This window comes from Nocardiopsis sp. NPDC055824 (genome assembly GCF_053616335.1).
The window spans coordinates 1-13,997 of record NZ_JBSHDN010000065.1 but is presented as its reverse complement, the minus strand read 5'-3'; the positions used below and the strand labels follow the sequence as shown (position 1 = coordinate 13,997).

The 13,997-nt window shown below is 72.3% G+C and carries 13 protein-coding genes and 2 tRNA genes; 9 read left to right on the top strand and 6 right to left on the bottom strand.

Annotated features, from left to right (window positions below; all coding sequences use genetic code 11):
- Positions 1 to 22 precede the first annotated feature (22 nt).
- Positions 23 to 1,351, top strand: coding sequence for a 3-phosphoshikimate 1-carboxyvinyltransferase (aroA, locus tag ACWGL3_RS15380; RefSeq protein ID WP_267948277.1), 1,329 nt, complete (start codon positions 23 to 25; stop codon positions 1,349 to 1,351).
- The gene (gene rsgA, locus ACWGL3_RS15375) at positions 1,348 to 2,355 is read left to right on the top strand and encodes a ribosome small subunit-dependent GTPase A (protein WP_267948276.1); all 1,008 of its coding nucleotides are present in this window, start codon (positions 1,348 to 1,350) and stop codon (positions 2,353 to 2,355) included. Before aroA ends, rsgA begins: the two co-directional genes overlap by 4 nt.
- A gap of 69 nt (positions 2,356 to 2,424) precedes the next feature.
- Here rsgA and ACWGL3_RS15370 read toward each other — a convergent pair whose 3' ends face one another.
- The gene (locus ACWGL3_RS15370; protein WP_344180114.1) at positions 2,425 to 2,811 is read right to left on the bottom strand and encodes a winged helix-turn-helix transcriptional regulator; all 387 of its coding nucleotides are present in this window, start codon (positions 2,809 to 2,811) and stop codon (positions 2,425 to 2,427) included.
- Positions 2,812 to 2,908: 97 nt separating this feature from the next.
- Between ACWGL3_RS15370 and ACWGL3_RS15365 the strand changes: the two genes are divergently transcribed.
- Positions 2,909 to 3,820: an NAD(P)-dependent oxidoreductase gene (locus ACWGL3_RS15365; protein ID WP_267948274.1), complete on the top strand. Its 912-nt coding sequence runs from the start codon at positions 2,909 to 2,911 to the stop codon at positions 3,818 to 3,820.
- A gap of 52 nt (positions 3,821 to 3,872) precedes the next feature.
- On the opposite strand, the gene ACWGL3_RS15360 is transcribed toward ACWGL3_RS15365, so the two are convergent.
- Together ACWGL3_RS15360 and ACWGL3_RS15355 are read right to left on the bottom strand one after the other, a co-directional pair.
- Positions 3,873 to 4,163 carry a DUF2087 domain-containing protein gene (locus ACWGL3_RS15360; protein WP_267948273.1) on the bottom strand — a complete coding sequence of 97 codons (291 nt, stop codon included), beginning with the start codon at positions 4,161 to 4,163 and terminating at the stop codon, positions 3,873 to 3,875.
- Positions 4,164 to 4,177: 14 nt separating this feature from the next.
- The gene (locus ACWGL3_RS15355; protein WP_267948272.1) at positions 4,178 to 4,762 is read right to left on the bottom strand and encodes a TetR family transcriptional regulator; all 585 of its coding nucleotides are present in this window, start codon (positions 4,760 to 4,762) and stop codon (positions 4,178 to 4,180) included.
- 161 nt (positions 4,763 to 4,923) lie between these two features.
- Between ACWGL3_RS15355 and hisN the strand changes: the two genes are divergently transcribed.
- The 5 genes from hisN to ACWGL3_RS15330 all read left to right on the top strand — a co-directional run bounded on the left by hisN (position 4,924) and on the right by ACWGL3_RS15330 (position 9,515).
- Positions 4,924 to 5,730, top strand: coding sequence for a histidinol-phosphatase (gene hisN, locus ACWGL3_RS15350; protein WP_267948271.1), 807 nt, complete (start codon positions 4,924 to 4,926; stop codon positions 5,728 to 5,730).
- An 83-nt stretch (positions 5,731 to 5,813) separates the two neighbouring features.
- A complete protein-coding gene (locus ACWGL3_RS15345; protein WP_452461441.1) occupies positions 5,814 to 6,317 on the top strand; it encodes a hypothetical protein in 504 nt (167 codons plus the stop codon).
- 192 nt (positions 6,318 to 6,509) lie between these two features.
- Entirely contained in the window at positions 6,510 to 7,772 is a 1,263-nt protein-coding gene (locus ACWGL3_RS15340; RefSeq protein ID WP_267948270.1) for an ABC transporter permease, read from the top strand.
- A gap of 9 nt (positions 7,773 to 7,781) precedes the next feature.
- A complete protein-coding gene (locus tag ACWGL3_RS15335) occupies positions 7,782 to 8,795 on the top strand; it encodes an HlyD family efflux transporter periplasmic adaptor subunit (protein ID WP_267948269.1) in 1,014 nt (337 codons plus the stop codon).
- Positions 8,796 to 9,515, top strand: a complete 720-nt coding sequence (locus ACWGL3_RS15330; protein ID WP_267948268.1) for an ABC transporter ATP-binding protein — start codon at positions 8,796 to 8,798, stop codon at positions 9,513 to 9,515.
- 104 nt (positions 9,516 to 9,619) lie between these two features.
- Here the strand turns inward: ACWGL3_RS15330 and ACWGL3_RS15325 are convergent.
- The 3 genes from ACWGL3_RS15325 to ACWGL3_RS15315 all read right to left on the bottom strand — a co-directional run bounded on the left by ACWGL3_RS15325 (position 9,620) and on the right by ACWGL3_RS15315 (position 13,130).
- Positions 9,620 to 9,693: transfer RNA gene (locus ACWGL3_RS15325), tRNA-Met, on the bottom strand.
- 240 nt (positions 9,694 to 9,933) lie between these two features.
- Positions 9,934 to 10,010, bottom strand: a tRNA-Met gene (locus tag ACWGL3_RS15320).
- 168 nt (positions 10,011 to 10,178) lie between these two features.
- Positions 10,179 to 13,130, bottom strand: coding sequence for a UPF0182 family membrane protein (locus ACWGL3_RS15315; RefSeq protein WP_431061516.1), 2,952 nt, complete (start codon positions 13,128 to 13,130; stop codon positions 10,179 to 10,181).
- A gap of 296 nt (positions 13,131 to 13,426) precedes the next feature.
- Here ACWGL3_RS15315 and ACWGL3_RS15310 point away from each other — a divergent pair, with 296 nt between their 5' ends.
- Complete coding sequence (locus ACWGL3_RS15310; protein ID WP_267948266.1) at positions 13,427 to 13,948, top strand: PPA1309 family protein; 522 nt, start codon at positions 13,427 to 13,429, stop codon at positions 13,946 to 13,948.
- Positions 13,949 to 13,997 lie beyond the last annotated feature (49 nt).

Here is a 13,997-nt window from a genome sequence, read left to right as displayed (position 1 = left end):
CCGGTCCCGATAACCTTGGGTCATGCCCGACTCCATGTCCTCGCAGCCCGCCCAGACCGACACGACCCCCCGGACCGCCGCCGGCGACGGCGGCCCCCACTGGCCCGCGCCCGTGGCCGAGCGGCCGGTGCGCGCCCGGCTGGCCCTGCCCGGCTCCAAGTCGGTCACCAACCGCGCCCTGATCCTGGCGGCGCTGTCCGAGACGCCGTCGGTGGTGCGCCGGCCCCTGGCGAGCCGGGACAGCGAGCTGATGGTGGGCGCCCTGCGCGCGCTGGGCGTGGGGGTCTCGCAGGTCGGCGGCGACCTGGAGGTCACGCCCGCCGCGCTGCGCGGACCGGCCTCGGTCGACGTCGGCAACGCGGGCACGGTGATGCGGTTCGTGCCCCCTCTGGCGGCCCTGGCCTCGGGCGAGGTGCGCTTCGACGGGGACCCGCGCGCCCGCGAGCGGCCCGTGGGCGAGCTCCTCGGCGCCCTGCGGGCGCTGGGCGCCGACATCGACGACGGCGGCCGGGGGGCGCTGCCCATGACCATCCGCGGCACAGGCGGTGTGCGCGGTGGCGAGGTGGTCCTGGACGCGTCGGGCTCGTCCCAGTTCGTGTCGGCCCTGCTGTTGAGCGGGGCGCGCTTCGCCGAGGGCGTGCACGTACGCCACTCGGGACCGCCGGTGCCGTCCCGGCCGCACCTGGACATGACGGTGGAGATGCTGCGCGCCGCCGGGGTGTCCGTGTCGGTGGAGGAGAACTCCTGGAGGGTCGAGCCGGGACCCGTCCGGGTCTCCGACACCACGGTGGAACCGGACCTGTCCAACGCCGCGCCGTTCCTGGCCGCCGCGCTGGTCAGCGGGGGCGAGGTGACGGTCGAGGGGTGGCCCGGGCGCACGACCCAGCCCGGTGACGAGCTCCGTTCGCTGTTCACGCGGATGGGCGGGGAGGTGACCTGGTCCGAGGGCGGCCTGACCCTGCGCGGCACCGGGGAGGTCCGCGGCATCGAGGCCGACCTGCGCGACGTCGGCGAGCTCACCCCCACCGTCGCGGCGGTGGCCGCGCTCGCCTCCACGCCCTCCCGGCTGACCGGCATCGCGCACCTGCGCCGCCACGAGACCGACCGGATCGCCGCCCTGGCCGCCGAGGTCAACCGACTGGGCGGCGACGTCGAGGAACTGCCCGACGGCCTGGTCATCCGGCCGCGCCCCCTGCACGGCGGGGTGTTCCACTCCTACGACGACCACCGGATGGCCACGTCCGGCGCGGTGATCGGGCTCGCGGTGCCCGGGGTGGAGGTGGAGAACATCGCCACCACGCGCAAGACGCTGCCCGACTTCCCGGGCCTGTGGGCGGAGGCCCTGGCATGAGCCGCACGCGGGGCGGGGGACGCCACCTGGACGAGGACGACATCCGCGTGCGAGCCCGGGGCGGCTCCAAGCCCCGTACCCGCAACCGGCCCAAGCACGAGGGCGCCGTGGAGGGCATGGTCACCGCCGTCGACAGGGGCCGGTACCGGTGCCTGGTCGACGGCGTCCCCGTGGTCGCCATGAAGGCCCGCGAGCTGGGCCGGGGCTCCATCGTCGTCGGCGACCGCGTGGACGTGGTCGGCGACCTGTCCGGCCGGGCGGACACGCTGGCCCGGGTGGTGAGGGTCCGCGACCGCGGGTCGGTGCTGCGCCGCACCGCCGACGACACCGACCCGGTGGAGCGGGTGATCGTCGCCAACGCGGACCAGTTGGCCATCGTCTGCGCCCTCGCCGACCCGGCCCCGCAGCCGCGCTTCGTGGACCGCTGCCTGGTGGCCGCGTACGACGCCGGGCTCTCCCCCCTGCTCTGCCTGACCAAGGCCGACCTCGCCGCACCGGACGAGCTCGTGCGCGTGTACGAGCCCCTGGGGGTGCCCTTCGAGGTCCTCAGCCCCGAGGGCGGTCTGGAGGGGCTGCGGGAGCGCCTCTCCGGCCGGACCACGGTCCTGGTGGGCTCCTCCGGTGTGGGCAAGTCCACCCTGGTCAACCGGCTGGTTCCGGGCACCGACCGGGCGGTGGGCCACGTCAACGCGGTGACGGGGCGGGGCCGCCACACGTCCACGTCGGCCGCGGCCCTGCCCTTCGAGGGCGGCTGGCTGATCGACACCCCCGGCGTGCGCAGCTTCGGCCTGGCGCACATCTCCCCGGAGGACATCGTGGCGGGCTTCGCGGACCTGGCCGAGGCGGCCGAGGGCTGCCCGCCCGGGTGCGCGCACCAGCCCGACGCCGTCGACTGCGCGGTCGGCGCGGCGCTGGGGCGCGGCGAGCTCGACCCCGCCCGTGTGGCGTCCCTGCGCCGCCTGCTCGCGAGCCGCGAGGGGGACACCGACGAGCCGGAGGCCTGAGCCGGCCCGTTCGCGGCGGCGGTTCCCCGCGTTCCGGCCCCCGCGGCGGCCGCCCCCTCCGGGGTCCGGTCAGCCGCCGACCAGTCGGCGGGGGTCCCGACCCCGGGCCCCCTCCCCTGGTTCAGGCGGAACGCCCTTGATGTTGGCGCGCCCCCAGTCGCCCAGCGGGGCGAGCGCGTCGTTCAGGGAGCGGCCGAGCGGGGTCAGGGAGTACTCGACCCGGGGCGGCACCTCGCCGAAGTCCTCGCGGTGCACGATGCCGTCGTCCTCCAGCTCCCTCAGGTGGGAGGCGAGAACCTTCTCGGTGACGCCGTCGAGCGCGCGGCGCAGCTCCCCGAAGCGGTGGGCCCGCTCCTCCAGGGCCCAGAGGATGAGCACCTTCCACTTGCCGCCGATCACGTCCATCGCCGCGTCGATACCGCAGTGGTAGGCGTCCGCCCCTCGTCTGGTGACCATCCCCGCACCCCTTCCGCCTGCACGCTTACCCCGGGGTGAGCACCCACTTCACAGTGCGTACTTGTCGGTCCCCACGCCGTGGACGAGCCTAGTCGACATGACGAAGACCACCGCGGGAACCTCCGCGACCACCACCGAACCACGTATCGCCCTGCTCGGTCTCGGAGCCATGGGCACCGCCTTCGCCCGTGCCTGGCTCGCCGCCGGGTACCCGCTCACCGTGTGGAACCGCACGCCGTCCCGCGCCGAGCCCCTCGCCGCCGAGGGGGCCGAGGTCGCCGCCACCGCCGCGGAGGCGGCCGCCTCCGCCCGCCTCGTGGTGACCTGCCTTCTCGACGACGCCTCCGTGGGCGAGGCCCTGGAGGGCGCCGACCTCTCCGGCAAGGACCTGGTGGACGTCACGACGGGGACACCCGCCCAGGCCCGCGCCCGCGCGGAGTGGGCCCGGGAGCGCGGAGCCCGGTTCCTGAGCGGCGGCATCATGGCGATACCGCCCATGGTGGGCGTCCCCGAGGCGGGCGGCTACGTGTTCTACAGCGGCCCGGCCGGGGTGTTCGAGGAACACCGGGCGGCCCTGGAGGTGCCCGTCGGCGCCCGCCACGCGGGGGAGGACGCCGGTCTGGCCTCCCTCCAGGACGCGGCCCTGCTCAGCGCGATGAACGGCATGTTCGCCGGGGCCGCGCACGCCTTCGCCCTGGTGCGCCACGAGGACGTGTCCCTGCGGGAGTTCGCGGTGCTCCTCTCCGACTGGCTCGCCTCGATGGCCCACGCGGGCGTCCCCGCCATGGCCGGGCACCTGGAGAGCGGCGACTACACCGAGGGCGTGGTCTCCAACCTCGCCATGCAGGTGGAGGGCAACGCGACCCTGCTGCGCACCGCGGAGGAGCAGGGGGTGAGCACCGAGCTCCTGACCCCGTACACGGACCTCATGGCGCGGCGGCTGGCCGACGGCCACCGGGAGGAGGACGGAACCGGGGTCATCGACCTCCTCGCGGTGCCCCGCCGCTGAGGACCCCGTCCCGTGACCGCGCGGCCGGGTGCCGGGGCGCCCGGCCGCGCGGTCAGAGGTCGACCGTGCCGCCGCACCGCCGGTACCGGGTGCGGCCGCACTCCATGAACCCCTCGTCGACCAGCCCCCTCCGGAGGGCGGACACGTCGGCGCTGAAGCCGCGCAGGACCGTGTTGACCTCGTCCCCGCTGTAGCGGACCCCCGGCTCGAAGGCGCGCGCGACCCGGTCGAGCAGGACCAGCCGGGCGGAGCGGCGGACGGGGATCGCGGTGATCCGCCCGTCCTTCATGCAGGAGCGCAGCACCTCCAGGCGCTCGTGCTCCGGCAGGGGTCCGTCCAGCACGCCACGGGCTCCTCTCAGCGGCCGACCAGCAGCATTCCGTGCACCACCGTCTCGACCCGGCGCGCCGCCTCGTCGGGGTCGATCGGCTGGAGGGCGTAGGAGACGGTGAGCCGCACGTTGACGTCGGCGACCGCGTCGGCCACGGACGGGTCCAGGTCCGGGAGCCGCCCGTTCAGCATGGCGGCGATCCGCTCCCCCAGGATGTCCAGCAGCGGGGCCGAGCGGGTGGTGAGCACCGGCAGGAGGTCGCGGTCCCCGGTCACGACGGCGTGCAGCAGGGGGCTGTCCCGGGCCGCCCCCAGCACCAGCCGGGTGGCCCGGCTGACCACGTGGGCGGGGTCCCCGTCCTCGGCGTCCAGCAGGAGCACCACGCGATCCAGCAGTGCGTTGACCTCACGTACCACGATGGCCTGGAGCAGGCCCTCCTTGCTGCCGAACACGTTGTACAGGGTCTGCCGGGACACCCCGGCCGACGTGGCGATGTCCGCCATGCGGCGCTCGGCCCAGCCGCCGGAGACGACCTCGGCGCAGGCGGCGTCCATCAGCCGCTCCCGCGCCGGGGCTCCCTCGGCCCGCGTCCGTCCGCTCACCGTGTCCATCCCCCCATCCTCCCACCCGCGGCGGTGCGCGCCCGTCCCCCGGAGGGCACGGCGGCGGCCGGAACGCCGGGTTTCGCCCCCGCGGGGCTCCGCTAACACTCTGATCACGCGCGTGTGCCGCTTTGGCCATGTTCGTGCCGGGGAGGGTAGCGTTACCGGCCATGGCGTCCTTTGACGATGATCTGCGGCTGGCCCACGTGCTCGCCGATGCTGCCGACGACCTAGCGCTCAAGCGCTTCCGAGCGCTCGACCTCGTCGTCGACACCAAACCCGACCTCACCCCGGTCACCGAGGCCGACCGGATGGTGGAGGAGACCCTCCGCGGCGTCCTCTCGCGCGCCCGGCCCCGGGACGCCGTGGTCGGTGAGGAGTACGGCCGCACGGGCAACAGCAACCGGGTGTGGGTCATCGACCCCATCGACGGCACCAAGAACTACGTGCGCGGGGTCCCCGTGTGGGCGACCATGATCGCCCTCCTGGAGGGCGACCGGCCGGTGGTGGGCGTGGTGTCCGCGCCCGCGCTGTACCGCCGCTGGTGGGCGTCCAAGGGCGCCGGAACGTGGCAGGGCCGCAGCCTGTCCAAGGCGACGCGCTGCCACGTGTCGAAGGTGCCGGACCTGGCGGACGCCTCCCTGAGCTTCTCGTCGCTGACCGGCTGGGAGGAGCAGGGCCGGCTCGAATCGTTCCTCGGACTGACCCGCTCGGTGTGGCGCACCCGCGCCTACGGCGACTTCTGGTCGCACGTGATGGTCGCCGAGGGCGTCGTGGACATCTCCGCCGAGCCGGAGCTCTCGCTGTGGGACGCGGCCCCGCTGCCGATCATCCTGGAGGAGGCGGGCGGCCGGGCCACCGACCTGCGGGGTGAGGGCTTCGAGGACGGCGGTCCCCTGGTGTGCACCAACGGTGCGATCCACGACCAGGTGCTGACCTGGCTGAACGGCGGACCCACACCGCTGCGCCGGAGCTGAGCCCCCTCCCCGCACCGCCCACCACAATCACATAATGCACTCACTCGAACACGTTCCGTAGTAACGTGCGTCGTGTGCTGACCATGAAAACCCTCGGGACGGCCCTGTGCGGGGCCGCCGTCCTGCTGGTCACCGCCTGCGGCGGCGGCCACGGGTACAGCCCCGAGGAGCTCAACGAGATGATCGCCGACGCCGTGCGCACCTCGGCCCGGGACGGCGTGGGCGGCCTGGGCGTGCCCGACACGTCCTTCGACCCGACGACGTACATGTGCGCCCCCGCGGTGGACGCCCCGGACGCGGGCTCCTGGCGGACCGAGGCGCCCCGCTCCCCGGCGGACCGCGGGGAGGCGGTCGAGCTGGGCGTCCTGGTGCCCGCGGACGCGGGGGCCTCCTCCCTGACCGCCTCCGTGATCGGGCCGGGCGGCGAGTCCTCCACGGCCGGGGCTGAGGCCGTGCCCGGGGAGTGGAGCCGCCTCCGCTACCCCGACGACTTCGGCGCGAGGGCCGAGAGCGGCGTCCACACCGTGGTCTGGTCCGACAAGGAGTCGGGGACACCGCTCACCTGCGACGGCTTCGAGGTGGACTGACCCCGGGGCCGCGTTCTGAGGCCGCGGTTCCGGTCATACCGAACGAAAAACCGCAACAATCCGAAATTACCGCCGTTCGGGGTGAACCGAACCCGCCCTTCCCTGCGATGGCTCTGATGAAACCCCGCTGAACGCGGGCATCCCGGTGCCGCCGTCGCGGCGCCGGCCCACAGACACCACGGAAGGGGCCGAATGCTGCGTTCCCTCATGGCCGGGATCGTGCTGGCCTTCGCCGGTTCTCGGGCCAACGTGGCCAGGACCATCCTCTCCTGCACGGGCATCGTCGTCGGCGTGGGCGCTCTGGTCCTCGTGGTCAGCGCCAGCGACTTCGGCCAGCGGTTCGCCACCGCCTACAGCGAGGCCAACGCCGGCCGGCCGGCGACCCTCGAGGTCAGCGTGTTCGAGGAGACCATCACCGACCGCGCGGCCTTCGAGGAGGACCTCGTCCGCGCGGGCGGCCGGGACGTCTCGCTCTACCAGTCCCCCATGGAACCGCCCTCGATCCGCTCGGGCGACACGGTGGTCACCGAGGCGAGCTTCACGGGGGTCGACCCGTCCCTGGGCGACATCCGGCGGATGAACATGCTGGAGGGCCGCTGGTTCACCGACGCCGACACCGGCTCCCTCGCCCCCGTGATGATCGTCAACGAGGAGCTGGCCGCCGCGATCGGCGACCTCGCCCAGGTCCAGGTCGGCACCGACCACTGGATGGACGTGCGCGTCATCGGCGTCCTGGAGAGCTCCGCGCTCGACTCCGGCTGGTACAGCGCGTACATCCTGCGCTCCCCCGCGTCCGAGGAACTGATCTTCGGCTCCGGCTCCTCCGATGAGGAGGAGGAGTCGGAGGCCGAGGCGATGTACGCGATGGGCGTCCCCACCACGTACCAGGTGCGCATCGACCCGGAGGACCCCGCCGCGGACGACCCCTGGGGGGAGATCTTCACCGAGCGGCTCGGGTCGGCGTCGTGGCGCTGGGGCGTCGAGAACCGCGAGTCGCTCTCGTCCTACCGCTCGGACTACGCGGAGATGACGAACGAGGCCATCACCTACCTGTCGCTGGCCCTCATGGGCATCGCCGCCATCACCCTCACCACCGGCCTGCTCGGCGTGCTCAACGTCGGCCTGGTCACCGTGCGCGAGCGCCGCCGCGAGCTGGCCACCTACCGGGCCCTGGGCGCGAGCCGGTTCACCCTGTTCGTGGCCGTGGTCATGGAGTCGGTCGTCGTGTCGCTGGTCGCCGGGATCATCGCCATCGCCGGGTGCTGGGCGGTGCTGTCGGTCGGCGGGGCGGTCCTGGGCTCCTTCGTCCAGCTGCCGGACGACATCCCGCTGAACATCCCCCCGGCCGGGGTACTCGTCGGACTGGGCAGCGCCGCGCTGGTCGGGTTGCTGGCCGGGATCATCCCCGCGATGCGGGCGCTCGGCGCGTCCGTCGTCGCCGGACTCCGGGAATAGGAGACACACGTGAAGAAGTGGATCGTCATCGGTGCGGTGCTGGTCGTCCTCGGAGGGCTGGCCGGCACCGGCTATTTCCTGTTGGGCCGCCTGGGAGACCCCTCCGACGAGATGCTCATGGACCCGAGCGCCATGGACGTCGGCGGGGCGCCGGTCGAGGTCGTGATGGGCGAGATCAGCTCCGTGATGGTGCTGGACGCCGTCGTCGAGGCCGAGCCCGGTGAGGCGGTGAAGGCGCGCGGCGGCGGGACCGTCACCCACCTGTGGGTGGCGGACGGCGCCGAGGTCGAGGAGGGCGCGCCGATCGTCAACGTGAGGGTGCAGGCCGAGGCGGCGCCCGAGGACGGCGAGGGGGCCGCCGACGCCCCGGCGGCCACGGAGACCACCCTGTACGCGCCGACCAGCGGCACGGTGTCCGGGCTGGACGACGTCCTCGTCGGCGACGTGCTGGAGCCCGGGGCCGCGGTCGCCGAGGTCGCCCCCGACCGGTTCCGCGCGGTCGCGTCGATCCCCGCCAACGACCTCTACAGGTTCTACGAGGACCCCGAGGACATCATGCTCAAGATCGACAAGGGCCCGCCGGCCGACGTCTGCGAGTTCCTGTCCCTCGGCGCGGACGGCGGCGGTGGAGGTGGCGGCGAGGACGCCGGCGAGACCGGCGATGAGGGGGCCGGCGGTGGCGGCGGCAGCCGGCTCACCTGCCGTGTCCCCTCCGACCTCCAGGTGTTCGACGGGGTGCAGGGCCAGCTGTCCGTCACCACCGGCGAGGCGGAGAACGTGCTGGTCGTGCCCGTGACATCCGTGCGCGGCACCTCGGAGGAGGGCGAGGTCGTGGTGGTCGCCGGCGACGGCTCCGAGGAGGTCCGCGAGGTCCGGCTCGGTATGTCCGACGGCTCCCTCGTCGAGGTCACCGAGGGGCTGGGCGTCGGGGACATGATCATGGACCCGGTGCCCCTCGACCCCCGGTTCGACGTCCCCGGCGCCGGGGACGCCGAGGAGGACCTGATGGGCGAGGAGGGCTAGATGTCGGTCCACGTACCGGCCCCGGAGGCCGGATCGGCCCCGCCGGACTCCGCCCCTCTGCTGAGCGTGGAGGGGGTGACCCGGCACTTCACCGTGTCGGGGGACCGCATCGACGTCCTGCACGACTGCACGTTCCAGGTGCGGCGGGGGGAGGTCGTCGCGATCGTCGGGCAGTCCGGCTCGGGCAAGTCCACCCTGCTGAACATCCTGGGGCTCCTCGACAAGCCCAGCGGCGGCTCCTACACGTTCGACGGCGTGGACACCACCGCGCTCGGCGAGGGCCGCAGGTCCTGGCTCCGGGGCGAGGGCATCGGCTTCGTCTTCCAGCAGTTCCACCTGCTGGAGCGGCGCACCGCCCTGGCGAACGTGGCGGTGCCCCTGGTGATCGCCGGGGTCCCCCTGCTGCGCCGCCGTGCCCGTGCACGCGAGCTCCTGGAGTCCGTGGGCCTGGGGCACCGGCTGAACTCCGAGCCGCACCAGCTGTCCGGCGGCGAGCAGCAGCGTGTGGCCCTGGCGCGCGCGCTGAGCCGCGACCCCGGGCTGGTCCTCGCAGACGAGCCCACGGGCGCCCTGGACGCCGCCAGCAGCACCATGATCATGGACCAGCTGCTGGAGCAGGCGAGGATCCGCGACTCGGCCGTGGTCGTGGTGACCCACGACCCCAAGGTGGCCGCTCGGGCGGACCGCGTCGTCGAGCTGGTGGAGGGTCGTACCCGCTGACCGCGCGGGAGCCCGGGCGGAATCCCGCCCGGGCTCCACCGCACACGGTGACGGCCGACATACGAGAAAACACCGGGTGGAATTCCACCCGGTGTTTTCCTCGGTAGCGGGGACAGGATTTGAACCTGCGACCTCTGGGTTATGAGCCCAGCGAGCTACCGAACTGCTCCACCCCGCGTCGTGATCTCTATTTTAGGGCTTGTGACCCCGGGTGGCAAATCGGTTTTCCGTGAGGACGACCGGTGAGATCCCACCCTGTGGCCTTCCGGTTTCCCGTCTGGCCTGTGACCACTCTACCAGGCTTCTCTTCCCGGTCGAGCCACTCAAGCGCGCCCTTTCGAGCGTGTTCCCCGGAATCAACCGAAACGGTAATTCCGAGAAAAGCACCGGACCCGGGATTTCTCCCGGGTCCGGGTCTTGGTAGCGGGGACAGGATTTGAACCTGCGACCTCTGGGTTATGAGCCCAGCGAGCTACCGAACTGCTCCACCCCGCGTCGTTGTGTTCACAGACTAGCGTGCCCCGGCCGATAACCCAAATCAGCGTTCCGGGACGCGGGCGACCGGCGTCCTCCGCGTCCCGCGGGGCCTTGCGCACGAGGACGGGGCGGGACCCGAAGGCCCCGCCCCGCCGGTGCGCCCCCGGGAAGGGGGCGGACCCGGTCCTACTCGTTCATCTGCTCCTCGATGGCTTCCAGGGCCTCGCGCAGGCGGTCGTTCGCCTGCTCGTTCGACTCCTGTGCCTCCTCCCAGGCCTCCACGGCCTCGTTGAGGGCGTCGGTGAGCTCCTGGTCGGAACCGCCACCGCCGCCGCCACCGCCGCCGGCCTCGTTCTCCTCAGGGGCCTCCTCGGGCGTCTCCTCGGGAGTGCCCTCGGCGCCCTCGAAGAGGTTGCTGAGCGCGTCCGGCAGGTTGCTGCCGATCGCGACCTCCTCACCGAAGCCGACCATGACCTGCTGGAGCAGCGGGAAGGAGGCGCTGCCGCCTCCGCCGGCCTGCACGTAGAGGGGCTCCACGTAGAGCAGGCCGCCCGCGAACGGCAGGGTGAGCAGGTTGCCGCGCGTCACCTCGGCGTTGGACTGCTCCAGGGGCAGCAGGACCTCCCGGACGTCGGCGTCCGCGTCGAAGGCGTTCTGCACCTGTCCCGGACCGAAGATCACCGTGCTCCGCGGCAGCTCCAGCAGCTTCAGCTGCCCGTAGTCCTCGGAGCGCGGATCGCTGTCCACCGCCATGAAGGCCGCCAGGTTCTCACGGCCGCGAGGCACGAACGTGCTGGTCAGCGAGAAGCTGGCCTCCTCGGCGCCCGGGTACTGGATCGTCTGCCGGTAGGGCGGCTCCGGGGCCTCGGTACCGCCGGTCGGGTCGTTGGGCACGGCCCAGAAGTCCTGACCGCCGTAGTAGGCCGCGGCGTCCGTGACGTGGTACTCGCGCATGATCTCGCGCTGCACCTTGAACAGGTCGTCCGGGTAGCGGACGTGGTCGATGAGCTCATCGCTCATCTCGTCCCGGCTCGTCACCGTGCCCGGGAAGGAGTCCATCCAGGTCTGGAGGACCGGGTCCTCCTCGTCCCACGCGTACAGGGTGACGGTCCCGTCGTAGGCGTCGACGGTGGCCTTCACCGAGTTCCGGATGTAGTTGACCTCGTTGCCCGGCAGGGCGCCGACCTGCTGCGCCGACCCGTCCGTGAACGTGTCGGTCACCGCCTGGGTGAAGTCGATCCGGTTGGCGTACGGGTAGCCGTCGGAGGTGGTGTAGGCGTCGACGATCCAGACCACCTTGCCGTCGACGACCGCCGGGTAGGGGCGGCTGTCCACGGTGAGGTAGGGGGCGACCTTCTCCACGCGGTCCAGCGGGTCGCGCTCGTAGAGGATGCGCGAGTCGCCGGTGATGGCGCTGTTGAGCAGGATGTTCGGTTCCTGGTACTTGATCGCGTACAGGATCCGGTCGAAGAAGTTGCTCAGCTGGACGCCGCCGCTGCCGTCGTAGCGGTTGTAGGCCTGCGAACCGCTGGGGTCGGCCTCCTCCTCGGTGCCCTCGGTCCCGTCGCCGCCCTCGGCGGGCGGGTCCTCGTTCGTGGGCTCCGGGCTCTCCTGGGCGTCCGCGTCGCCCGGCGCCCGGGCCTCGTCGGGGGCGGGGCTGACCTCGGGATCGACAGCGTCGTCCAGGGTCGGGACGTCCGCGGTGTCCTCCTCCGAGTCGAGGGGGTAGTCGTACTCCTCCTCGGCCTGGACGATGACGTACTCGGCGCCCTCGCGGCCGTAGTAGATCCGCGGCTGGTACTCGCCGGTGACCTCGCTCAGCTCGCCCCGCGGCGGGATGTTGTACTCGGTGAAGACCGGGCGTCCCTCTGCGTCGATGTCGCTGCCGGTGGCGGCGACCATGCCGTAGCCGTGGGTGTAGATGAGGTGCCGGTTCAGCCAGTTGTCCTGGTCGTCGGGCGGGCCGTCCAGCTCGCGGACGGCCACGATCGTGTCGATCAGGTTGCCCTCGGCGTCCGGGTAGCGGTCGACCTCCAGGACGTCCGGGAACTGGTAGAAGCCGCGGACCTGCTGCATCTGCTGGAAGGTCTGGGAGACCACCGAGGGGTCGGCCAGGCGCACCTTGGTGCCCTGGGACTCCTCGACCAGGTCCTGTGCGCTGAGCTCGGTGGTGGCGTCGTAGGCCTCGACCTCGGCGTCCGCGATGTCGTACGCGTCGCGCGTGTACTCGATGTTGCGCTCGATGTACGGGCTCTCCAGGCGCTGCTCGTTGGGGTTGACCTGGAAGCGCTGGACGATCTCGGGGTAGGCGACGCCGACCAGGACGGCGGACAGCACCAGGAGCCCGAGGCTGGCCATGGGGACCATGGTGTTCTTGAAGTAGATGTTCGCGAAGAACAGCACCGCGCAGATCACCGAGATGACGGTGAGGATCATGAGGGCGGTCTTGACGGCGTTGACGTCGGTGTAGGACGCGCCGAAGGTGTAGCCGCGCTCGGAGAAGACCAGCCCGTAGCGGTCCAGCCAGTAGGAGCCCGCGCGCAGCAGCACGAAGAGCCCCAGGAGCACCGAGAGGTGTACGCGGGCGGCCGGGGTGGCGCGCTGGCCGGTGTCGTTCTGGAGCCGGACCCCGCCGTACAGGTAGTGCACGATCACCGCGGCGATGAACGCCAGGATGACGGCCGCGTACAGGTAGCCGAGCAGGATGCGCAGGAACGGGTAGGTGAACGCGAAGAACGCGACGTCCATCCCGAACTCGGGGTCGTTCACACCGAAGTCGGTGCTGTTCGTGAACTGGAGGTACGCGCGCCAGTCACCGCTGGCGGCGACCCCGGCCAGGAGCGCCAGGGCCCCGACGGCGATCCAGAAGAAGAGCTTGCGGTGCGGGTCGATGGACTGCCGGTAGCGGTCCAGGCCCTGCTGCTCCAGGCTCATCGGCCGGATGCCCGGCCGGGAGCGGTACGCGAAGTAGACGCTGGCGCCGACGATGACGGCCATCACCAGGCCGGCGACGGCGAACAGGAGCACACGGGTCCACAGCTCGGTCAGGAAGACCGAGGTGTAGCCGACGGAGCTGAACCACTTGTAGTCGGTCCAGAAGTTCGCGGCGAGCATCAGCCCCGCGATGATGACGACCACGGTCGCCGCGACTGGCGCGAGCAACCTTGATCGGCGAGGCATACGCGCAGGTGGTGCGCCGGGCGATCGGAAGCTCACGCCTCCCCCTCGTTCTGGCTTGGTAGGTGCGTTCGGTGCGCGTGTGGCGCCTTGTTACTGAAAACTTAAATGGTGGGTGCCGGGTTCCCGAAATCACCCTCACGCGGGTGACAAGGCTGCATCGTTGCTGTATCGGAGTCGCATCCGGGAGGCTCCGTTGCGACCCTACTGTCCGGGAACGGGAGCCGCGGGGTTCCCACATCGGTCACTATGGAAACGTGTCGAACATTCGCGAAGCCGTCATGGACCTCGAACGCCACACCGCCGAGCAGGGCTGGGACCGGCCGCTGGGGCTGTACGCCCTGGTGCCGACCGCCGAACTGCTGCGGGCGGAGCCGGCGCTGGCCGATCTGCTGGGGATCGGCTCCCCTGCCGATCCCGACGAGTTGACCCCGGTCGAGCAGGAGCCGCTGCCCGACGACCTCCCCCTGGAGGAGGCGCTGGGGCGCATCCTCTGGCCCGAGGGCGTGGCGGGGTGCGCCCTGGTCATGGAGCGCCTGGTGGTGAAGGGTTCGGACGAGACCCTGGCCGCCGGCGAGGACCCGAGCGCGTCCGGCCGGGAGACCGAGGAGATCCGCATGGTCGCGGGTGTGATGCGGGACGGTTCGCGGCACTGCGCGATGCGCATGCGCAGCCACGACAGCGAGTCCGAGGTGCTCAACGGCGCAGACCTGATCCCGGCTCTGACCTCCGCCCTGGCGCTGACCCTGGACCTGGAGGAGGAGCCGGGCGGGGAATGACCCCGGCCGGTCCGCGAGAGTGCACGGGAGGCCCCCGCCGTGACGGCGG